This window comes from Citrobacter sp. MNAZ 1397, from assembly GCF_023613995.1.
Classification (GTDB): domain Bacteria; phylum Pseudomonadota; class Gammaproteobacteria; order Enterobacterales; family Enterobacteriaceae; genus Phytobacter; species Phytobacter ursingii.
Map to the genome: position 1 here is coordinate 217,156 of NZ_JAKIVH010000001.1, position 22,784 is coordinate 239,939.

Genomic DNA, 22,784 nt, shown 5'->3' on the forward strand with positions numbered 1-22,784 from the left:
ACTCTTAACAAGACGGTGTGATTTGCATCTCACTGTCCCAGTCTTAAAAACAGCCGGCCCGTCATCGTTTCTGTCTATCGAATAAATCAATAGAATCTACTCTAAATGAACTTGATAATCATTCTCATTTTGGTAGCATGAAACATAGCAAAGGCTATATTTAGGGGCAATAAATGAACAACAGTCGCGTTGAGAGTAGCAGTGGGCGTACAGCGCGCAAGTTAAGGCTCGCGTTAATGGGACCTGCGTTCATTGCGGCGATCGGATATATCGATCCGGGCAACTTCGCCACTAACATTCAGGCCGGGGCCAGTTTCGGTTACCAGTTGCTGTGGGTGGTTGTCTGGGCAAACCTGATGGCTATGCTGATCCAACTGCTGTCAGCAAAATTGGGGATTGCTACGGGTAAGAACCTCGCGGAACAAATTCGCGACCATTACCCGCGTCCTTTAGTCTGGTTCTACTGGGTTCAGGCGGAAATTATCGCCATGGCCACCGACCTCGCCGAGTTTATCGGCGCCGCCATCGGTTTTAAACTTATCCTCGGCGTGTCGCTGCTGCAAGGCGCCGTATTAACCGGGATTGCCACTTTTTTAATTTTGATGTTGCAACGCCGCGGGCAGAAACCGCTGGAAAAAGTCATTGGCGGACTGCTGCTGTTTGTTGCTGCGGCCTATATTGTTGAGTTGGTTTTCTCTCGTCCTGAACTGGCGCCGCTCAGTAAAGGCATCTTCATTCCAACCCTGCCGGGTACCGAAGCGGTGTTCCTTGCCGCCGGTGTATTAGGCGCGACTATTATGCCGCACGTGATTTACCTTCACTCTTCATTGACCCAGTATCTGCATGAAGGAACGCGCCGCGAGCGGTATTCCGCGACGAAGTGGGATGTGGGCATCGCGATGACCATCGCCGGTTTTGTCAATCTGGCGATGATGGCGACGGCCGCTGCGGCATTTCACTTCAATGGACATACCGGCATTGCCGATTTGGATGAAGCTTATTTAACGCTTGAACCGTTGCTGAGCCATGCGGCAGCAACCGTGTTTGGACTCAGCCTGGTGGCTGCCGGACTTTCCTCCACCGTGGTAGGGACGCTCGCCGGTCAGGTGGTGATGCAGGGGTTTGTGCGTTTCCACATTCCATTATGGGTACGTCGGACTATCACTATGATGCCCTCGTTTGTCGTTATCCTGATGGGGCTTGATCCTACGCGCATTCTGGTGATGAGCCAGGTACTGCTCAGTTTCGGCATCGCCCTGGCGCTGGTACCACTGCTGATGTTTACCAGTGACCGCGCGTTAATGGGCGAACTGGTGAATACGCCAACCATCAAACGCGTTGGCTGGCTGATTGTTATCCTGGTTGTAGCGTTAAATGGCTGGCTGCTGGTGGGAACCGCCTTAGGGGTGTAAACCTGAAATGGTGTCAAAGAAAAAGGAGCGCATGCGCTCCTTTTTACTGACAGCCTGTTTATTAACGCCAGTGACCATGGCCGTGACCACGTCCCGGACCGCGACGGTCATCGCGATCATTCCAGCCTTCGCGGTAACCGCGTTCGTAAGCGTCACGCTTATCCCAGCCACGGTGCCAGCCACGGTCATGCATACGCCAGCGATGGTCACGCCATTCGTAGTTACGATGCCAGTAGTCGCGGTCACGCCAGCGACCGCCGTCCCAGTAATTGCCGTAATTGTCGCGATCGCCAATTTGCAATTTTACAGAAGGCAGCAGTGTTATTTCGCCAGCGTTAGCGACCAGCGGGGCACATGCCATTAATACTGCTGCGAGAATCAGTGACCTGAACATAGTTTTCTCCTTCACGATCGGGTCTGTTGCAGCAATATTATGTAACGTTTATGTCCGCATCTTCGGCGGAACTCCTAAATGCGTAATGACAGCACTTTTTGCTAAAAGTGCTGCTATTTTACGCTATTCAGGATGGCGTCAATCTCGGCACATTCCGCGTCGTTAAACTGGCGATTGGCCAGCATACCGACGGCATCGTCAAGCTGGCTGGTTTTACTGGCGCCAATCAGCACAGAGGTCACCTTATCTCCGCGCAGAACCCAGGCCAGCGCCATTTGCGATAATTTTTGCCCACGCCTAATCGCAAGATCGTTAAGTTTGCGGACTTTGACCAGTTTTTCATCCGTAATCTGATCGGGGTTGAGGAAGCGGCTGCCGCTGGCGGCACGTGAATCTGCCGGAATTCCATTCAGGTAGCGGTCGGTAAGTTGTCCGCCTGCCAGCGGTGAAAACGCAATGCTGCCGACGCCCGCTTGTTGCAGTACCGTCAGCAGTTCGTCTTCTACCCAACGCTCGAACAGAGAATATTTGGGCTGATGGATAAGGCAGGGCGTACCCAGATCGTTGAGTATTCCGATGGCCTCGCGCGCCAGATCGGCCGGGTAATTCGACAAGCCGACATACAGCGCTTTGCCCTGGCGGACAATATGATCCAGTGCGCGCATGGTCTCTTTTAGCGGCGTTTCAGGGTCCGGACGATGGTGATAAAAGATATCGACATAATCCAGCCCCATCCGGCGCAGGCTTTGATCGAGGCTGGCAATCAGATATTTGCGTGAACCCCAGTCGCCATAGGGGCCATCCCACATGGTATAGCCTGCTTTGGTGGAGATGATCAGTTCATCCCGGTAGGGCAAAAAATCTTCTTGTAGCAGACGACCAAAATTGCGTTCGGCAGAGCCGGGAGGCGGCCCGTAGTTATTGGCAATATCGAAATGGGTTATCCCCAGGTCGAAAGCATGTCTGAGTAACTGACGGCTATTTTCAATGAGCGTGGCGTCGCCAAAGTTATGCCACAGCCCAAGTGAGATAGCCGGAAGCTTAAGGCCACTGTCACCGCAGCGGCGAAATTCCATTTTCTGATAGCGATCCCCGGAGGCCAGATAAACCATACATATGCCCTTAATGTCAGTGTATACGTTTACACAAATGGCCTTCGAGCTTACACCAGCTTGTCGGTTCTCGCTGATTCCCTCTGTTAAATTCTGCCGTTACGCACTATTTTTTGCGTGGGGCGATCATGACGGGCTTGCCAGCCAGCAGCAGCCAGGCGGGTAGCATCACAATGCACAGCAATGGCAGCAGACTGGTATCCGGCACGACGGCCGCCGCCATAAACAGGCTCAGCCAGGCGTCGCGTGTGACGACCAGCACCATGCCGAGAATGGCACAGGAGATAGTGATCGCTGCCGGGACGGCGTCGACGTGTTCATGCAGCATCAGGCCGAGAGCGACACCGACAAATACCGCCGGGAAGATGCGGCCCCCGCGAAAACCACAGGCCGCAGCCACCACCAGCGCCGCCAGTTTTATTACCGCGAACAGCAGGTAATCGGTCACGCTAAAGGTCTGTGAAAATGCCATTTGCTGCATTTCATCCAGCCCTTTAAACAGGGTGATATTGCCGCCAATCACGCCAAGCACGCCCAGAATAAAGCCGCCGATTCCAAGCATCAGTACAGGGCTTTTCAGGCGATGCATGAGTTGATGCAAACGCGGCAGGCACCAGACCGCCACCATCCCCAGCGCAATGGCGATGGCGCAGACGACCGCACCGCTGATGATATCCACCAGATGCATCTGCGGATAATGCGCAACAGGCAGAGCGAAATGTGGATGGAAAAATAGCCCGGTGGTCAGGGCACCCGCGGCGGCGGCCATCAGCGGGGCGAAAAGGCGATCCCACAGCGGCAGATCCGTGCTTGAATTTAGCGTCTGGGAGAAAATCAGCGCGGCTGCCACGGGCGTGCCGAACAGCGCGCCAATCGTTCCGGCAGACGCGAGAATAGTCCAGTCGAGGGGGGCTACACGCGGGAATAATTTTCCACCGAGCGCAACAGCAAGCGCGATATTAAGCACCATAACAGGATGCTCCGGTCCAAGGCTCACCCCACCGGCCAGGCCAAGCACCAGGGCAACCAGCAAGCCAGGCAGGGCAGAGATCTGCACCGGTGCGCCAATCAGCGGCTCGGTTGCCGGATCCGGACCGCCGTGTCCGGCGCTGTAACGAATAACAAGGCCGACCGCCAGACCGGTCAGGGTCAGCATCATGATCACCCAGAAAGGGGAGTCAGGGGTTAACCCCAGACGATAAGGCAGCCCATTCCAGAGAATCAATTGCAGAACGGCGGCAACTTTCATGATCAGCAATAACACCAGACTGGATGCGACGCCGATAATCAGCGCGGGAAGCGCCAGCAGCAGCATCGTTCTGGCTCGCGGATGGAGCATGTTCATTTCCTTTTAACGGAGCACAGGGTCACAGCACACTCGTGGAAAATATCCGCTGAGTGCAAACCTTGCTGAAACCATAATGTTAATTTGTGACGAAGATCGATAATCCCGGGGCACTCATGCTATGTTCGTTGTCGTTACAGCGCCTTGAATTTACAGTGTGCCAAAGATTTATTCTGACTTTAGCGGAGCCGTAAAAGAATGACAAAATATGCTTTAGTAGGGGACGTGGGCGGCACGAACGCACGCTTAGCGCTCTGCGATCTCAGTAGCGGAGAGATCTCCCGGGCCAAAACCTATTCCGGCCTTGATTATCCCAGCCTTGAGGCGGTGGTACGCGTGTACCTCGATGAGCATAAGGCAGATGTAAAAGATGGCTGTATCGCCATTGCTTGTCCAGTTACCGGTGACTGGGTGGCGATGACCAACCATACCTGGGCCTTCTCTATCGTTGAGATGAAAAAAAACCTTGGCTTCGCGCATCTGGAAATCATTAACGATTTCACCGCTGTTTCTATGGCGGTGCCGATGCTGAAACAAGAGCACCTGACCCAGTTCGGCGGTGGTGAGCCGGTTGAAGGCAAACCTATCGCGGTATATGGCGCGGGCACGGGCCTTGGCGTGGCGCATCTGGTGCATGTCGATAAGCGCTGGGTCAGTCTGCCGGGTGAAGGCGGACACGTAGATTTTGCGCCGAACAGCGAAGAAGAGGGCATCATTCTGGAAGAGCTGCGCGCGGAGATCGGCCATGTTTCTGCCGAACGTGTGCTGTCCGGTCCGGGGCTGGTAAATCTCTACCGCGCGATTGTGAAATCGGACGGACGACTGCCGGAGAACCTGCAGCCTAAAGATGTAACCGAGCGTGCTCTGGCTGATACCTGCATCGACTGTCGCCGCGCGCTGTCGCTGTTTTGTGTCATTATGGGGCGTTTCGGCGGTAACCTGGCGCTGAATCTCGGTACGTTCGGCGGTGTTTATATCGCCGGAGGGATCGTTCCGCGTTTCCTGGATTTCTTCACCGCCTCCGGTTTCCGCGGCGGTTTTGAAGATAAAGGGCGTTTCAAATCCTACGTTCAGGACATCCCGGTCTTCCTGATTACTCACGATAATCCCGGCCTGCTGGGCGCCGGCGCGCACCTGCGTCAGTCGCTGGGATATTATCTCTAAAGATGCATTAACTGCCTGAACTCTTTTACCCTACTGCGGCTGACAGGCACCTGGAAATCAAGGTCTCTCAGCCGCACGATATAGGTGTTGTTGAACCAGGGCTCAATTTCGCGAATTTTATCCAGATTGACGCAGTAGGAGCGATGGCAGCGGAAAAAGTGCGCCGCCGGGAGCTTGCTGCAAAATTCCGTAATATTCATCGGCATGACATAGGATTCACGTTTGGTGTAGACAAACGTCATCTTTTCATGTGCTTCTGCGTAATAGATATCATGAATACTGGTGACGATAATGCGCTCATCCTTCACCAGATTGATGGTCGCATTTTCCCGTGGGGCAGGGCTCGCGCTGCTGCCGGTTTGTTGCTGCCAGGCCGTTTCCAGCTTTTGCAACATACTGATAATGCGAGATTCCTGGTAAGGTTTGAGAATATAGTCAAACGCTTCCAGTTCGAATGCCTCTACCGCATGTTCTTTCCAGGCAGTAATGAACACGATAAAGGGTTTATGGGCGAACTGGCTAATGTTCTGTGCCAGCAGGACGCCGTCCAGAGAGGGAATATTGATATCGAGAAAAATGGCGTCGACTTTGTTGTGCTGTAAATATTTCAGCACGTCGAGACCGTCCTCAAATGTACCTACAATGTCCATCTGGCTGTGCGTTTTGATAAGCCAGCTCAACTCCTGTTGCGCCAGGATTTCATCTTCAACAATGATGACCTTCATTCACTTCTCCCGTTAAGGCAACAGCGTGGCCGGCGAGGTCACAGGTATGGTGTGCAGGGGCACATAAAACGCAATCTCCGTACCGGGCGTCAGCCGACGGATATGCAGCCCTTCGCCATACAGTAACTTCACACGCTGGTGGACATTGAGCAAACCGATTTTATTGCCAGGCATTTCATCGGCTTCCACGCGGGCAATCATCTCGGGCGCAATACCGTTCCCCGTATCGCGTACGGCAATACGCACGCGATTGCCGCATTCCGCCACGCTGATGGTTACCACCCCTTTTCCCTTACAGGGCTGAATACCATGAACGATGGCATTTTCTACCAGGGGCTGAATCAGCAGGCTGGGAATGACGCAGCTCACCTCTTCGTCAATGTCATAAATAACCGTCAACTTGTCGCCAAAACGGGCCTGTTCAATGGCGATATAGTCTTTGATTTGATAGAGCTCTTTTTTGATATCAATCTGCTCATCGTCTTTTAATTCAATGTTGTAGCGCAGGTAGCGAGACAGATTGAAAATCAACTGACGGGCGGTGTCCGGGTTAAGACGGATAGAGGAGGAGATAGCATTGAGGGCGTTAAACAGAAAATGTGGGTTGATCTTGCTTTGCAATGCGCGCAGTTCCGCTTTATTGGCCATCTCGCGTAGCTGTTCGGCACGGGAAACCTCCAGTTGTGTGGAGATAATTTGCGACAGACCAACCGCCATATCCTGCAATGAAGAGGTGATTTGATGCGCGTGACAATAGTAAATTTTAAGCGTGCCAGTGACGATCCCCTTTTCCCATAGCGGGATCACTAGCATCGAGTGGATCTGCGGTGTTCTGTGGGCTTCATCATTGTTTTTAATGATGATCTCCCCGGTATCAATCGCCTGACGTGTCGTTGGGCTGATGATATCGTCACTGTCCCGGTAGTTGTCTTCTCCCACGCCAACATAGGCCAGTACATGGTCGGCGTTAGTGATGGCTACGGCGTCGGCATTAATATCGCGGCGAATGATGTCGCACACCTGACGCAGGGATTCGCTATTTACATTGCGAAACAGCGGCAGGGTTTTATTGGCGATATCCAGCGCCAGTTTGGCCTGACGTCCGGCAATGGCTTCTTTTTCACCTTCCACGCTTTGTACCAGCAAAACGATAAAGCCCACACAGACGCTGCCCAAAATCATCGGTACGCCAATTTTCGACACGATATCCAGACCAAGTGCGGTCGTCGGCGCCCAAAGGACCACCAGCGTCATGGTCAGGGTTTCGCACACCATCCCGGCGATGATGCCCACGCTCCAGTGCTTTTGCTTAGGGATCTTGCGGTTTATCCAGCCGGAAAGAACACCGGCAATAATGCTGGTAATAAGGCAAGGTACGGCGGTGACGCCACCGATATCAATCAGGTAGCGATGTATCCCGGCGATCACCCCGGTAATGATGCCCACCCAGGGGCCAAATAAGATGCCGCCGGACATCACGGCAATGATACGCACATTCACCAGCGAGCCTTCGACCGGTACGCCGGACCATGTGCTGAACAGCGCAAACATTGAGAAGATAGCCGTAACGGCGAGTAACTCTTTTGGCGTATGCGCCGTTTTATGCAGCAGCTCGCGGAACAGGCGGATGCGGATCAGGAAAAAAAGGCAGATCAGCATCAGCGCCGCGCGATCAAATACCGCCAGCAGCATGTTGAATATTTCGTGCACGAGAACGCTCATGTAAAAGGCGTGAAAAAGCTATGATAAAAAACATCGCCACCAATGACCAGTCAGGTGCGTGCATTTGGCAATGAGGAAAAACCTATTCCCTAAAAGGGGATTGATATCAATCGAAAGATGTTTCGCCACATGTGAAAAAATGTCTTATCACAACGTAACTTCATTGATATCAATTTGTTAAATTTAAGGGTGTGTATTTTCTTTCTTTGCCAAAATTTTATTTTGCGCACTTTTTTGACTTCCTCTTTTGTAGTCATAAATTTTTTTTACGTTTCCTCTCGACAGCAGGTTTTTTTTCAGGCTATGTTCAGCAAACGCCACAATCGTGGCGGCGTCGCTCGGACGGTCCGGGCGCTAACGTTAATCTGAGGAAGTTATGGCTGAATTCAGTCCTGAACGCCGTTTTACGCGTATCGATCGTCTCCCCCCTTATGTTTTCAATATCACTGCTGAACTGAAAATGGCTGCGCGTCGGCGCGGTGAAGATATTATCGATTTCAGCATGGGTAACCCTGATGGCGCGACGCCCGCCCACATCGTTGAAAAACTCTGTACGGTTGCCCAGCGCCCGGATACGCACGGTTATTCCACTTCACGCGGAATTCCGCGTCTGCGCCGCGCCATTTCGCGCTGGTATCAGGAGCGCTATCAGGTCGATATCGACCCGGAAAGCGAAGCAATTGTCACCATCGGTTCGAAAGAGGGGCTGGCGCATCTGATGCTGGCAACGCTGGATCATGGCGATACGGTTCTGGTGCCCAACCCGAGCTACCCTATCCATATTTATGGTGCGGTCATTGCCGGCGCCCAGGTGCGTTCTGTGCCGCTGGTGGAAGGGGTCGATTTCTTTAATGAGCTGGAGCGTGCGATTCGCGAAAGCTACCCGAAACCGAAGATGATGATTCTGGGCTTCCCCTCTAACCCCACCGCCCAGTGCGTGGAGCTGGAGTTCTTCGAAAAAGTGGTCGCCCTGGCAAAACGCTACGATGTACTGGTGGTACACGATCTGGCCTACGCAGATATCGTCTATGACGGCTGGAAAGCGCCATCGATCATGCAGGTCCCCGGTGCTCGCGACGTGGCAGTCGAGTTCTTTACGCTCTCCAAAAGCTACAATATGGCCGGGTGGCGTATCGGCTTTATGGTCGGCAATAAAACGCTGGTCAATGCTCTTGCTCGTATTAAAAGCTACCACGATTACGGTACCTTTACGCCGCTGCAGGTGGCCGCGATCGCCGCGCTCGAAGGGGATCAGCAGTGCGTGCACGATATTGCCGCGCAGTATAAGCGTCGCCGTGATGTGCTGGTAAAAGGCCTGCATGAAGCCGGATGGATGGTAGAGATGCCGAAGGCATCAATGTACGTCTGGGCGAAAATCCCGGCACCTTACGCCGCCATGGGGTCGCTGGAGTTCGCTAAAAAGCTGCTGCAAGATGCAAAAGTTTGCGTATCACCCGGAATCGGTTTTGGTGATTATGGCGATACGCATGTGCGTTTTGCGCTGATTGAAAACCGCGATCGTATTCGTCAGGCGGTAAGGGGCATCAAAGCGATGTTCCGTGCCGACGGCGTGCTTCCCGCCACGACAAAATCCACGGCGGAAGACACAGAACAGTAAGAGTACCGCACAAATGAAAACAGGAGCCAAATGGCTCCTGTTCTTCTTTTCGTTCTACTAACGTCGCTCAGATCATCAGGGCAAATGTACCGGCCCAAACAATGACCATCACCGAAATGCCCATAAAGAAATATTTCACGCTTCATCGCTCCGCATACATAAGTATGCATTCATGACCAGATCAGGACTGAGTATAGAGAGGTGAAACTACGCCAAACTGAAAATGGGAATTTTCTCCCTTTCGGCCACAGCTCCATCTCAGAATTCTTGGTGCATATCGCACCAGACGGGGCTAATGTACGCCTAAATTTTACGCCTTACAAGAGGCATTTTTTTAAATACTTTCCGCAACTTACAGAGTGTCGGGCTTTGGCGACAGATTAATTTCTTTCCGGAATGAATGCCCGTTGAGCGACGCATTGTCACAGTCTTGTAACCTGTAATTTCACCGTTGAATTACAAGGTTATTTTTGTGATCGTTAGCACACTTACTGTTAGGGAGCGGGTTGAAAAGCGAGCCAACACGACAATATGAACGGAAATTTTTTTCTCGTAAGGCGTGCAGCGTGCGAAGCAGAAAGAGCGATGTTTACTGAATAAAAAACGTGAACCTCTATTTTTACACTGGCTTTATCATAAGTTGAAAAATTGCGATGTCTCTCATTTTTGCCATAAAACTACGTATAACATTATTTATATGTTTAACAGGTAGTGAATGAGGTGATAATAATTTGCTATTAAAATGAAACTTCATGATTTTTGTTGAATTTGATTTGCAGGCTAATTGTATTATCTGAAACTGAAAGTGGGGATGATTTACTTAGCTTGAATTTGGCTGCGCGAGAAAAAGTATCTTTCAATTGATTCAATTAAATAAATGAACAATCAGATTTAAGTCAAATTTAATTTCTTGTTCACTTAATCTAATAGATACTTAGGGGAAAGCTATGGACTCTTTTGTTGCCAGACAGCCGATATTCGACCGTGACTTGCATACCGTAGCCTATGAACTCCTGTTTCGTTCTGGCATGAATAATTATTTTCCAAACGTGCCGGCTGATTATGCAACCAGCCAAATGATCTCCGACCAGTTTTTGGGCATCCCAACCTTTCGGTTTGTTGGGGAAAATATTTCTTTTATTAACTTCCCCTATCAAATGCTTGTTCAGGGTATGGCAGACACCTTACCCCGCGAGCGCGTCGTCATTGAAATACTTGAAGACGCTGTTCCTGATGATGCGTTGTTCGAGGCCGTGCGCTATCTCTTCGCCTCGGGCTATACACTGGCGTTAGATGATTTTGCGATGGACGATTCATGGGATCGTTTTTTGCCCTATATCACCATCCTGAAATTTGACGTTAAGGCAAATACGTTTGATGAAATCAATGGGTTTCTGAAACGCCATGCATTGCAGTTAGGGAAAAAAAACCTGCTGGCAGAAAAAGTTGAAACTTATGATCAGTTTCAACAATATAAAGACCAGGGCTTCCATTTGTTCCAGGGGTATTTTTACAGTAAGCCGGAAATTATTCAGAGCAAACGCCTGCCACATAAAGCCGCACATCTCTTTCAGTTGATGAACGAAGTAAACGCGCCGGAGTTAGATTTTGATAAAATCGGGCGTATCCTGGAACAGGATTTGTCTTTGACTTACAAGATCTTAAAATATGCCAGAAATATCGTACATCGCGTTAGTGGCATAAACGGTGTCGATAACTTAACGCTTAAGAAAATTGCCATCTATTTGGGCAGAAGTGAGTTAACTCGCTTTGTTTCGCTGGTTTGTCTGGCCAATCTCTCTAATAAAGATACCAATGAGCTTTATCATCTCTCGCTGTCCCGGGCAAAATTCTGCGAAATTATTGTCGAGCGTACCCTTTCCACGGGTTGTGCGCAGGGGGCGTTCTTATGCGGATTGTTTTCATTACTCGATACCATGCTGGAGATCCCGCTTGAGGAGATTTTCGAGCAAATCGCGCTCCCTTCATCCGTTCGCAATGCGCTGATACATAAACAGGGTACGCTTTATGACGTCCTTTGCCTTGCGCAAAATTATGAGCGTGGTGAATGGGAAGCGGTGCAGCAACAGGCCATAAAACTGAATATTCCAGGCTGGGCTACTGTTGATGCGATGGGGGATGCTCTCGCCTGGGCTGATGAAACCATCTCATGATATGTCATCCAAAGAGGGACGTTTGTCATACAGCAGATTACACATTTGGCGTATGAATGCGGGCGTAATCACGAAACAGACAGGCGATATTTCGTACTGTTGAGATAACGTTTAGGTTAGGGTGATATATTTTTAATCGCCACAACCAGTATGGTTATGGGTTATTACATCAACAGTAAAAGGAATTTCTGCATTGGATATCCCCCGTATTTTCACCATTACCGAAAGTGAACACCGCATTCATAACCCCTTCACGCCAGAAAAACTTGCGACACTCGGTGCGGTACTGCGCCTGAAACCGGGCATGCGCATCCTCGACCTTGGCAGCGGTTCGGGTGAAATGCTCTGTACCTGGGCACGCGATTATGCGATCACGGGTGTCGGCGTTGATATGAGCCAGCTTTTCAGCGAACAGGCCAAACAGCGTAGCGAAGCGCTTGGCGTGAGCGAAAACGTGACATTTATTCATGGCGATGCGGCAGGTTTTGTTGCGGATGAAAAATGTGATGTTGCAGCCTGTGTTGGCGCCACCTGGATCGGCGGCGGCGTAGCCGGGGCTATTGCGCTGTTGCAAAAAAGCCTTCGTCCCGGAGGGATTATCCTGATTGGTGAACCCTACTGGCGGCAGCTACCGCCGACGGAAGAGGTAGCTCAGGCTTGTTTCGCCAACGCGATAGCAGACTTTCATACGTTACCTCAGCTTGTCGCCTCATTTAATGAACAGGGCTACGACGTCGTCGAGATGGTACTGGCAGACCAGGAAGGATGGGACCGGTATGAGGCGGCGAAGTGGCTGACGATGCGCCGCTGGCTTGAGGCCAACCCGGATGATGATTTCGCGCCAGAGGTTCGTGCGACGCTCACGGCAGCGCCAGAACGCCATGTTACCTGGACGCGTGAATTCCTCGGCTGGGGTGTCTTTGCGTTAATGCCGCGTTGACAGTCTCGTCGTAACGCCCGTGCCTGAGCGGGGTATCTGCGCGGATACCCCGTTTTGCTGCTTATCTGCGGGATGAGATGTCTGAACGCGAGAGTGCTTTCGACCACGCCGCTTCGTTGCTAAAATAACCGCCCGGCAGACTTACACTTATCCGCAGGTATGAGGGAGGCGCAGTGGTGGATCGGATTGATTATGAGATCGAAAAATATAGCTTCACCGAACTGAATGAATCTCCCCGCATCGCTCGTCAGTGGGCTGATACGCTTGACGAGTGCCGCCAGACAAAGGCTAATGCCGAAGAGCGACTGCGCATCGCGCTACTCAACGTGGACTACGTAACCAGCTTCGAGCTTCCTTTCCGTTTACTGTTAATTCGCGCGCCGCAGTTAATTGCCAGCCTGCGCGATGAGCTGCAAATCGGTCAGAAAAACGTCATTTTTAATGGTAAACGCTTTGGCTGCGTCTACAGCCTGAAAAACGATTTAAGCGACATACCGGATGCATTCCAGTATCGTCTTTCAACCCGCATCCGGCGGGTAGATGCCTCAGGGTCAGCGGCTACGCCTTATCAGCAAATCGCCAAAGAGGTAAAAGCCCCGCGCGAACGGTTAAAACTGGCGCTGGAAAGAGGGCTGCCGGTCACGGCGCTTGACGGGCTTTTCTGGTTTGGCATCCAGCGTATTGCTGCCGATGTGCAAAGACTGCGAAAAACTGGCATGGCGATCGCCACTGCGGAAGTGGATATCTTTGATAACCTTACCGGGACTACCCGGCGAATCCCGGTGTATCGCAGCCCAGAGTAAATAGGCGCTCCGGTGTTCGCTGGACCGATTTAAAAACCACGTTAAATTTTTCAGCAAACGTAGCACTGCGTTTGCGCTTTTGTATGGCGCGCCAGCGATATCTGTTTCCTGTTTATTTGTGTTTAAGAATTTACGCGTTATTAACCGAAATTATCAGGCGTAATATACAAAAGTTTTCGTTAAGTTTGATTTTCATATTCTTTTTATGATCTCCTTAATTTGTTCATCTTTCAGGCATTACTATCTCTACTGTTTTGCTTAAGGATGAACCGAATGAAAATAATTGGATTGGATGAGCATCGCAGTTTACGTGGGAACGGCGCGCTTAAATATTTCGAACTGGAAGGTGTACCGAGTGACGAATGGGCGCGTATATTTCAAAGCCACTTTGTAAGTCAGGATATTAAAGTCTGGATTGAGGGATATTGCATTGTTCTGCAGTGCCAGACTGAAGACATCCCGAAATACAGAGTGCTTTTACAAACAAAGTGCGATGAAATCACAGCACAATTAATGCTTTAGGGACTTATCGTCCGTTAAACAGACGATAAGTATCAGACCATAACGACACTGCATCTGAAAAGTGGGGTATCCACTGTGTAAGATGCTTTTTTTATGCCAAAACGGTTAACTCTCGCCAAAACATTCGCTCAGCGGCATGGTCAGCATGCATTCATTATTGCTGGTCAGTGCACGCCAGCCCGTACCCGTTTCACCTTCCCGAATAACAGGCATTCCCTGTTGTATCAGGTGCGTAAGCAGTGCTGAAAACTCCGTCTTATTCACCGGGCGTGGCTGCCAGAAGGTCTTTTTATTGTCAGTAAATATCGGCAGCAACTGAATGTGCGGCTGCCTGCCGCCCACGAACAGACGGACGATAAAACCGTAAGCCGGCATATCGCGTTCCTGATATTCGCCGTTGCTGTTAAATACTCCATTTCCGATGCTGTAAATCACCAGACTTTGATCCACCTGCGCGGCTTCGCCTGCCATATGGGGGCCGGAGCCAATAATCAGATCGGCACCGGCATCACTCAGTTGCTTAGCCAGTATGCGTTGTCCGGCAGTGGTCCAGCGATAATCCAGACCCCAGTGGGCAAGAACAATGAGCGTGGCGGGGTTAGCGCTCGCTTTCTCCTGACGCAGTTGTTCCATCAGGCCGCCACTGATACAGGCGACGCCCGCGCGACGAGGGCGGGCATAGAAGGCGCACTCTTCTTCCATATAGCGTCGATACCAGTAGGCGCTGAAAATTTTATACGTTCGTTTGCCCACCGTGACGACCAGCGGCGCTTGCGCCTGCCTCGCGTTTATTCCGGCGCCCACACAGGCGATACCGGCCTCGCGAAAAGCCTTGAGCGTACTGTGCAAGCCGGGCAATCCGGCATCCATCGCGTGATTGTTGCCCAGCGCCACCGCGTCGATACCCTGTTTGCGCAGGGCGGCGACAGAAGCAGCCGGATCGCCTGTCAGGCAGAACGGTTTGCGCCCAGCAAGACTGGCACTGAGATCGGTAGTCAGCGCCGCTTCAACGTTGGCGAGCGTGACGTCGCTATTGCGAAGAAGGGGGGCGATAGCCGCAAAACTATAGTCATAGCCGTGGCGCTGGAGCGCGTCATCAATGCCGCGGGCCTTACGCCGCTCGGTGTACCACTCGCCGAAATAAGTATCCCCCAGAAATGTCAGCGTCGCGGTGGGTGAGGCAATCTGCCGAACGGCGGGAGCACTGAGGCCTGGCCGGTATGCTGTGTCTGCCTGCGCCAGCAGTTCATCCAGCAGATAATCAAGATGGAAGGCATCGCGTGCCCCCGCCGCGCAAGCCAGCCAGAGATCGCCTGCGAACCATTGCAGCGCGAACCCCCAGTTTCCGGCACTGAATTGCCCCCATGCGCTACCGTCACCGTGCAGATTGCCGGTTTTGCGATAGATGCGCTCACCGATGACGGCTTCATGCTCGCAAAACCAGGGCAACAAGTGCGGATAACGCACGTAGAAGTGGCGCATAAGTCTGGCGATATCCGACAGTGCGCTGTGCTGACCTGGGCGTGCGCGGCCGGAGACAGTATTGATATGTGTGTGAGGCATGCCGATAACGGCGCTCAGTTCCCGCAACAGGCCCAGCGCCTTCGCACTGCTGCCTGCCAGATGTTCTGCCAGGTTAATAGCCGCATCGCAGGCGTTATGCAGCAACATTCCCTGCAGCAGTGACTTCACGGTCAGTTTGTCCCCCCGTTTTAGCGCCAGCGCCGGGTTACCTTTCAGGATCTCTGCCGCTATCTCCCGCACGTTGATGGCAGTCTGCAGCGTGGTTTTTTTATTTAACAGGCGATCGGCGATATAACAGGCCAGCAATAACTGGCTGAGATAGTGCGACGTGAAGGGGCTATCGGCCCGTTCAGTGACGCGCTGCTCACCGGTGGAGAGATTGATAAGCAGACGTGCGATGTGCCCTTTATGCAGCGCGGGTGGGGCGGCAAGCCGGGTTTTCAGTAGTCTGACAACCTGCCTGAAATCAGAATTTCGCACGCTGCCTTTTACCAGCACAATATCGCCGGAGCGCAGCAGGGGAACAGCGGCGTCAACCAGCGCCTGTGCGGTGAGAAAATGACCTCCCCGCGTCGCTTCCGGCAGCACCTCATGTAAGGCCGCCATCTCTTCGCCGTGCAGAAAAGCGTGCTGACAGCCAGCTTCCAGCAAAGGTTTCGCCAGAGAACGATGAATGGCCTGGCTCTGATCGCCGAGGTTCACAATGCGTCCCAGCAGGGCGATGATGCGTCCGCCGTGAGTACGGGCTCGTTGTGCCGCCACCGCAAAGGCATTGAGCATCGAAAGATATTCGGCGTTATAACTGTCATCAATCAGCGTGGCTGTACCGCCGCCGGGCAGCGCCAGCGGGGTGACAGACAGATGCTGGCCATCGCCGCGATACTCCTCAAGGCCTGCGACAATCTGCGACAGGCTAATGCCCAGCAGATCGGCGGCAATCAGCGAAGCTACTGAATTGAGCGCGCCGCCGTTACCGGGCACGGACAGTCGGTAGCTAACGATTTGCTGATGAAAAGCGATCGTGACCCGGCTTCCGTTATCCTCTGGTGTTATCGCGGTGATACGCACATCCGCATCCGGGTTGAACCCGTAACTAATAATCCGCGCGCCGTCGCGCTCAACGCGTGCCGCCACCGTCGCATACTCGGCCATATCGCGGTGCAAAATGGCATAACCGCCGGGGATGAGACCATGGCTGATGCGCGCCTTATAACGTGCCACGTCATTGAGGGTGGTCACGTTCTTGCCCACCTGCGTCATGCCGATTTCGGTAATGATAACGATGTGCGGCTTAATGCGATGCCCGATGCCTCCGTTACGCATCCAGAGCGCGGAGATAGCCACTTCCATTACCACGGCCTGTGGATTTGATGCCGCGCGTGCCAGGGTGACGGATGCGCCGGTACGGGTATTGTGGTTGCCGCGACTGGTGATCACTGACAGGTTGCCGGTCAGGATCGTCTCCAGCATCTCTTTGGTCGACGTTTTGCCGACTGTCCCCGTGATCGCCACCAGTTTACCGTTAAATCGCCGCCGTGCTTCTTCGGCCAGTAAGTGAAGCGCCTGATAACTGTCCTCCACCACCAGTTGCGGAAAGTCAGGCGGTAAGCCTGGCAGTTTGCGCTGGACTATCGCCCCGCAGTAGCGGGAAGCCTGCTCTGGCAGCAGGGTGTGGGTATCCTTCCAGCCCGCGTAAATGCCGGTATTACCTGAACCTCGCAGCCAGGTCTCGGTGTCGATAGCAACAAACAGACAAGGGCGCGCATACTGTGTGTTGTCATGCAAAATGGCGATGTCACCCGCACACCAACGGGCATGCGGGCGGTTGTGCCAGAGGCTGCCGGGCAACAATTGCTTAAGGTCAGCGGCGGTCCAGCCCGGCATGTTGCTGTCTGTATTGCGTGAGCGAGGTGGTTTCTGGCGCATGGCTGTTTCCTTACTCATTCAGGGCCGGGCCCGTGGTGCGGGCAAAGGGCAATCGCGTTAACCTCAGGATTGCCCTGTAAATCATGGTACTCCGGCGCAACGGCGGGGCGCTCAAGCTGTTTCACCCGATGACCTAATTCACGTAAAGCTTGCGCGAACCGGGTTTGTAGATCGAACGGTGTGTTGCGATCCTGCCGGTTGCCGATCACCAGGATTAACCGTGTGGGATCGTTTGCTATCTCTGCTATGTGGTCGAGCGGGTCCCAGGGGTTAGCGAGCCCGGTACCGTCCAGTTCCGGCGCCGATGGCTCGCCACGTTCTTTGCGCATACGCTCGGCCCGTTCCAGCAACCCCCATGCGCCCGAGGTCAGTACGGCGCAGTCAATATCCCGGCGTCCCAATGTGAGCAGCGCCGATGCGGCGGTTGCGCCACCGCTGTGTCCGCTAAGGATAAAACGCTGAATAGCGTATCGTGCTTTGATGGCATCAACGGCGGCATTCAGCGCGCGAAATTCTTCTACCTGGCGGCGGCGATAATGGTTGCCGCTGGAACCATAGGTTCCCGGACGGGCAATAATCAATGTGGGTAGCCCGGTGCGACGAAAAATGGCCTGCGCCTGACGGCGTTGCGCGTCGGCTGTATTGGCGGGTATCTCTTGTGGCGGGCGCTTAATCAGCGATACCCGATCGCCTTTAAATATCACCAGCGCCAGGGGCGCATTGCGCAGTGTACCGGCGCTAAAGTAGCGAATACAGGCTGCGCCACCCGCGTATTGCACCCATACGGCATCATCGCCAACCGGACATGTTTGCGGGTTAGCGGGCTGGTTCCACAGTAGCGGCGTGTCGGCATGCGCGACCACACTGGCAAGCAGTAACAAAAAAAGGGCGTAAAAGGGCCTCACAGCACCGCCTCAACGGCAAAGATATAGATGTACAGAATACACAACCAAGCATTCATAATGTTATTATGATACAAGGATTTTCAGGACTGGGGATGCCCGGGAGCAATTAAGGAGTCAAATGTCGCTCAGCCACTTACTTGCGCAAACCCGCCCGGTGATGGAGACGCTGGATGTTGCGGCGAAACCGTCTCTGTGCCCGTCCTGGATCATTTTCTTTAGCGTATCCGACAGTCAAAGCCGTGCTCATGTTGTACGCGGCTGCGGTGAGACGTTCGACAAGGCCTGGCAGCAGGGAACGCAGGCGCTGCAACAGTGGCGTAAAAAGAGCGGTCTCAAGGCCTGCTGGCTGCGGGTTGACATGGTCGACAACGTCGATGCGCTACGTTGGGATACGCTGCAGGCTCGTCTGGCTAAGACCAAACGTAACTATTTTCGCTTTGGATTGAGCCTGGATCCGGCATTTTGTTATGCCATGCTGGAGCAAGAAATCGCCGCCAATGCGCTGCTCTATAACGGCGAGCATGGGGTCGCCACCCCTAACGCCAGTAACCTTGCCCATTATTCCCGTCGTCGTTTTGGCGCGGTGTTGAACTGGCCTGAACAGCCTGACCAGATGCTGTGGCGTTTCACTACCCGCGCGCTGTTTTGCGATGGCGAGCGGCTATTTGCCATTGAATCTGACGGACGTAACAGCGGTTATCGCCACTTGCCCGATTGGCAGAAGACCGCGCTGGAGCCGATGATTAACTCAGCGACAGATTATCTGGCACGCCAGGTAACGTCTTCCGGACGTTACCACTACGGCTGGTTTCCCTGCTTTGATCGCGCCATTCCAACCTACAATGCCTTGCGTCATGCCAGCTCGACCTACGCGTTGCTTGAAGGGTGGGAAGTGACGCAACAGCCAGCGCATTTTGCGGCCATTGAGCGGGCGCTGGATTCTCTGTGTACCACGTTTATTCGTACCTGTGCCTTGCCCGATGGTAGCGAAGCCGACTTCCTGGTAGATACGGGCGATGAGATCAAACTGGGTGGCAATGCGGTTTGTATCCTGGCGATGGCGAAATATACCGAACTGACCCATGATGAGCGCTATCTGGATGCGATGGCGAGGCTGGCGGCGGGTATTGGTTTTATGCAGAATGCGCACAACGGTGGCTTCGTGCACGTGCTCAACGCCGGAGATTTATCGCTTAAGGCGGAGCACCGCATTATCTATTACGACGGTGAAGCCGCTTTTGCCCTGATGCGACTCTATGGTTTGACAAAGACACCGCGTTGGCTGGAGATGGTCGAGCGGGCAATGGATTATTTTATCGAGCAGAAGCACTGGCAGGCTCATGACCACTGGCTCAGTTACTGTGTTAATGAGCTGACGCTGTACCGGCCCCAGGAACGCTATTACCGGTTCGGCCTGGATAACGTGCGCGGCCATCTCGATTTTGTGCAGGAACGTATTACTACTTACCCTACGCTGCTGGAGTTGATGATGGCCGCCTCGCGGATGATAGAACGGCTTGCCGTTTCGCCGTATCAACACCTGTTAGCAGACTTCGATATGACCGTGTTCAACCAGGCGCTGGAAACCCGGGCCCGTTACCTGGCGAATGGCTTTTTCTGGCCGGAACTGGCCATGTTTTTTAAAAACCCGCCGCGCATCGTCGGCAGCTTTTTTATTCGTCACCATAGCTACCGGGTGCGAATCGATGATGTTGAGCATTACCTTTCCGGCTATGTTGCGTACCGTAAACGCTGGCATACGCTGTCTGACGAGGAAGTGAGCGCGCCATGCAACTGACTATGCTCGTTAGCAATATTACCCGGACAGGCTGACGTATGCGGCGCCCCAACGGCCCTTTGTTGCGTACAACGCTGCGACGCGGGTTATCCTTCGCGCTGGCGGTGTTGCTTATTTTCTCTCCTGGGCTGGGTGCGGGCTGGGACTTTAGCGCCATCTCAACGCAAACTGAACGGTTATACGGACCGGCGACGCCAGCCGCCAGGCAGCGGATTGATGAGTGGGCCGCCTTGCTTAAAAATCCACCGCAGGGCACCATTCAGGATAAATTAAATCAGGTAAACCGGTTTTTTAACGCCCGAATGGCTTTCAAAGATGACATCGTTGTCTGGAAGCAGCAGGATTATTGGGCAACGCCGATTGAATTTTTACGTAAAGGGGCAGGGGATTGCGAAGATTTTGCGCTGGCGAAATATTTTACGCTGCGTGAAATGGGGGTTCCCGCCAACCAGTTGCGTATTACTTACGTTAAAGCACTTCAGCTGAACCAGGCGCATATGGTGGTGACGTGGTATTCCACTCCTGATGCGATCCCGTTAGTACTGGATAACCTGAAAACCGCCATCTTGCCTGCCACACAGCGTACGGATCTGCTCCCGGTTTATGCTTTTAATGGGGAAGGGCTGTGGCTGCCGCAATCCGGTGGCACTAAACGCGTGGGGGACAGTAAGCGACTCTCCCGCTGGCAGGATCTTCTCACCAGAATGCGTGCAGAAGGATTTGAAATTAATGAATAGGATGTGGCCATGTCCCTTTATAAGCAGCTACTGATCGGCATCTGTTTATTTACGCTCGTCATTTTCTGCGGCAACTTTTTTGTTTCTCTGGAGGGTTCCCGAGAGCAATACCGGAATCAGCTCAGTGCCCACGCACAGGATGCGGCAACGGCGCTGGGTCTGTCGTTGACGACCCATATTGATGATCCGGCAATGACGGAGCTGATGGTCAACTCCATCTTTGACAGCGGTTATTTTTACCGTATTCGGGTGGTGGATATTAAAACCAATAAACCCATCATTGAGCGCACCGATAACCCACAAAGCGCCAGCGTACCGAACTGGTTCGTGCGCATGGTAAATCTGAGCCCTGGGGAAGGTGACGCTATTGTCACGGATGGCTGGACGCAGGTTGCCAGGGTTGAGGTGGTCAGCCATCCGATGTTCGCCCTGGCGCGTCTTTGGGACAATATGGTCGCCAGCTTCTTGTGGCTTATCGGCTGCAGTCTGTTATGTATTCTCGGCGTGACGCTGCTGTTGCGCCGTCTTTTGCGACCGCTTAATTATATTGTCGAGCAGGCGATGGCTATCTGTCGCCGCGAATTTTTGAATGTTCCCGCACTGCCGAAAACGCCGGAGCTGCGTCGGGTCGTTGAAGCAACCAACCTGATGGTGACGCAACTTGAGGTGTTATTTGGCGAGCAGGCGCAGCGCACCGAATCCTTGCGCCGGGAGGCGTACCACGACAGCCTGACAGGCCTGAATAATCGTCGTGCTTTTGATATGCAATTGCAGTCGCGTCTGAGCGATGAAGAGAATGACTCGGGGCACCTGATCCTCTTGCGGGTTCAGGATCTTATCGGTCTTAACCAGCGTCTTGGTGGTGCGAAAACTGATAAGTTGCTGATAGCCGTGGCGGATATTCTGAACGGTCTGCAAAAACATTATTTCCGCAATGAAGGTTTTCTGGCTCGTGTTCGGGGCGGGGAGTTTGCGATTCTTGCCCCACAGTTCTTGCATAATGAACTCGATAACCTGACTAGCGCCCTCAGTACCCAGCTTAAGGCGCTGTCTGAAACGGGAATGAGCGACGTGACACCGGTAGCCCATTTCTCTCTGGTCCCTTTCCAGGTTGGCGATAAGCCACAGACGATACTGATGCAGGCGGATCAGGCGCTGGCGATGGCGGAAACCGAAATGCGCTTTTTTGCCAACATGGAAACGGCAACAGGTGATAGCGAAGAGGATCATCACAGCTGGTACACCCGCCTGGATGCGGTATTGACAGACGGTGCGTTCGAGCTTTTCTCACAGCCTGTTTATGAGTGCAATAATGCACACGTCGTATTGCATCATAAAGTGCTTGCCCGTATCAGAACGCCGGAAGGCGAGCTGATCCCGGCAGGACGTTTTATGCCGTGGATCCACCGTCTCGATCTCAGCCGCCGCATGGATATCGTGATGTTGCAACAGACCCTGCGTGAGATGGAAAAATCAAACCGCCCATTTGCACTGAGTATTAGCGGTGCCAGCGTTGCTGATGACAGAAGCCTCCATGCGCTGCTGCAACCCTTGATGAACGCGCCGCAGTTAGCATCCCGCCTGACGCTGGAACTGGATGAAAACGAGCTGCCCGATGCTGAGCGGGTCAATATTCTGGTCAAACGGCTTAAGGCGCTGGGCTGCCGTTTAGGGATCCAACATTTCGGCGGCCGGTTCCACCTCATCGGAAATTTACCGCAATGGGGGCTCGCCTGGCTCAAAGTGGACGGTAGCTACATTCGCAATATTGATAGCGAAGAAGATAAAAAATTGTTTATCGAGGCCATTTATTGGGCAACCCGACAAATTAATTTGCCACTGATTGCTGAGCGTGTGGAAACGGCGGGCGAACTGGCGGTTCTCGAAAATATCGGTCTGTATGGCGCAATGGGACGCTATTTTGCTGATGCCAGCACATTGGGTGCAAATTAACCAGTCAGGT

The 22,784-nt window shown here is 52.9% G+C and carries 18 protein-coding genes; 10 read left to right on the plus strand and 8 right to left on the minus strand.

Going from position 1 to position 22,784, the window contains the following annotated elements:
• Positions 1–173 precede the first annotated feature (173 nt).
• The gene (locus tag L2097_RS00980) at positions 174–1,412 is read left to right on the plus strand and encodes an Nramp family divalent metal transporter (protein ID WP_047369372.1); all 1,239 of its coding nucleotides are present in this window, start codon (positions 174–176) and stop codon (positions 1,410–1,412) included.
• A gap of 61 nt (positions 1,413–1,473) precedes the next feature.
• Here L2097_RS00980 and ypeC read toward each other — a convergent pair whose 3' ends face one another.
• The 3 genes from ypeC to L2097_RS00995 all read right to left on the minus strand — a co-directional run bounded on the left by ypeC (position 1,474) and on the right by L2097_RS00995 (position 4,257).
• Positions 1,474–1,806 (minus strand): DUF2502 domain-containing protein YpeC, encoded by a 333-nt coding sequence (ypeC, locus tag L2097_RS00985; RefSeq protein WP_047369373.1) that lies wholly within the window; start codon positions 1,804–1,806, stop codon positions 1,474–1,476.
• A gap of 113 nt (positions 1,807–1,919) precedes the next feature.
• Positions 1,920–2,918: an L-glyceraldehyde 3-phosphate reductase gene (gene mgrA, locus L2097_RS00990; protein ID WP_250351954.1), complete on the minus strand. Its 999-nt coding sequence runs from the start codon at positions 2,916–2,918 to the stop codon at positions 1,920–1,922.
• A 106-nt stretch (positions 2,919–3,024) separates the two neighbouring features.
• On the minus strand, positions 3,025–4,257 hold the full coding sequence (locus L2097_RS00995) for an ion channel protein (protein WP_085007636.1): 1,233 nt from the start codon (positions 4,255–4,257) through the stop codon (positions 3,025–3,027).
• 204 nt (positions 4,258–4,461) lie between these two features.
• On the opposite strand from L2097_RS00995, the gene glk reads away from it, so the two are divergent.
• Positions 4,462–5,427 (plus strand): glucokinase, encoded by a 966-nt coding sequence (gene glk / locus L2097_RS01000; protein WP_047369376.1) that lies wholly within the window; start codon positions 4,462–4,464, stop codon positions 5,425–5,427.
• On the opposite strand, the gene L2097_RS01005 is transcribed toward glk, so the two are convergent.
• Both L2097_RS01005 and L2097_RS01010 read right to left on the minus strand, forming a co-directional pair.
• Complete coding sequence (locus L2097_RS01005) at positions 5,424–6,152, minus strand: LytR/AlgR family response regulator transcription factor (protein WP_047369377.1); 729 nt, start codon at positions 6,150–6,152, stop codon at positions 5,424–5,426. The genes glk and L2097_RS01005 overlap by 4 nt on opposite strands.
• Before the next feature lie 12 nt (positions 6,153–6,164).
• Complete coding sequence (locus L2097_RS01010) at positions 6,165–7,862, minus strand: sensor histidine kinase (protein ID WP_047369378.1); 1,698 nt, start codon at positions 7,860–7,862, stop codon at positions 6,165–6,167.
• A gap of 388 nt (positions 7,863–8,250) precedes the next feature.
• On the opposite strand from L2097_RS01010, the gene alaC reads away from it, so the two are divergent.
• Positions 8,251–9,492, plus strand: coding sequence for an alanine transaminase (alaC, locus tag L2097_RS01015; protein ID WP_229221967.1), 1,242 nt, complete (start codon positions 8,251–8,253; stop codon positions 9,490–9,492).
• A gap of 67 nt (positions 9,493–9,559) precedes the next feature.
• Here the strand turns inward: alaC and ypdK are convergent, their stop codons facing one another.
• A complete protein-coding gene (gene ypdK, locus L2097_RS01020) occupies positions 9,560–9,631 on the minus strand; it encodes a membrane protein YpdK (RefSeq protein ID WP_099458783.1) in 72 nt (23 codons plus the stop codon).
• 808 nt (positions 9,632–10,439) lie between these two features.
• Here ypdK and L2097_RS01025 point away from each other — a divergent pair.
• The 4 genes from L2097_RS01025 (at position 10,440) to L2097_RS01040 (ending at position 13,931) form a co-directional block, all read left to right on the plus strand.
• Positions 10,440–11,666, plus strand: a complete 1,227-nt coding sequence (locus L2097_RS01025; RefSeq protein ID WP_142516233.1) for an EAL and HDOD domain-containing protein — start codon at positions 10,440–10,442, stop codon at positions 11,664–11,666.
• 193 nt (positions 11,667–11,859) lie between these two features.
• Positions 11,860–12,606: an SAM-dependent methyltransferase gene (locus L2097_RS01030; RefSeq protein ID WP_250351955.1), complete on the plus strand. Its 747-nt coding sequence runs from the start codon at positions 11,860–11,862 to the stop codon at positions 12,604–12,606.
• 173 nt (positions 12,607–12,779) lie between these two features.
• Complete coding sequence (locus L2097_RS01035) at positions 12,780–13,409, plus strand: ECs1377 family protein (RefSeq protein WP_250351956.1); 630 nt, start codon at positions 12,780–12,782, stop codon at positions 13,407–13,409.
• A 273-nt stretch (positions 13,410–13,682) separates the two neighbouring features.
• Complete coding sequence (locus tag L2097_RS01040; protein ID WP_250351957.1) at positions 13,683–13,931, plus strand: hypothetical protein; 249 nt, start codon at positions 13,683–13,685, stop codon at positions 13,929–13,931.
• 105 nt (positions 13,932–14,036) lie between these two features.
• Here L2097_RS01040 and L2097_RS01045 read toward each other — a convergent pair whose 3' ends face one another.
• Both L2097_RS01045 and L2097_RS01050 read right to left on the minus strand, forming a co-directional pair.
• Entirely contained in the window at positions 14,037–17,381 is a 3,345-nt protein-coding gene (locus L2097_RS01045; protein WP_250351958.1) for a CapA family protein, read from the minus strand.
• A 14-nt stretch (positions 17,382–17,395) separates the two neighbouring features.
• Positions 17,396–18,286, minus strand: coding sequence for an alpha/beta hydrolase family protein (locus L2097_RS01050; RefSeq protein ID WP_250351959.1), 891 nt, complete (start codon positions 18,284–18,286; stop codon positions 17,396–17,398).
• A gap of 118 nt (positions 18,287–18,404) precedes the next feature.
• Here L2097_RS01050 and L2097_RS01055 point away from each other — a divergent pair, with 118 nt between their 5' ends.
• From L2097_RS01055 to lapD, 3 genes are read left to right on the plus strand one after another with little or no spacing between them, the layout of a single operon-like run.
• The gene (locus L2097_RS01055; RefSeq protein ID WP_250351960.1) at positions 18,405–20,084 is read left to right on the plus strand and encodes a Mur ligase; all 1,680 of its coding nucleotides are present in this window, start codon (positions 18,405–18,407) and stop codon (positions 20,082–20,084) included.
• A gap of 38 nt (positions 20,085–20,122) precedes the next feature.
• A complete protein-coding gene (lapG, locus tag L2097_RS01060) occupies positions 20,123–20,821 on the plus strand; it encodes a cysteine protease LapG (RefSeq protein ID WP_082137011.1) in 699 nt (232 codons plus the stop codon).
• A 9-nt stretch (positions 20,822–20,830) separates the two neighbouring features.
• On the plus strand, positions 20,831–22,774 hold the full coding sequence (gene lapD / locus L2097_RS01065) for a cyclic di-GMP receptor LapD (RefSeq protein WP_047369384.1): 1,944 nt from the start codon (positions 20,831–20,833) through the stop codon (positions 22,772–22,774).
• Positions 22,775–22,784 lie beyond the last annotated feature (10 nt).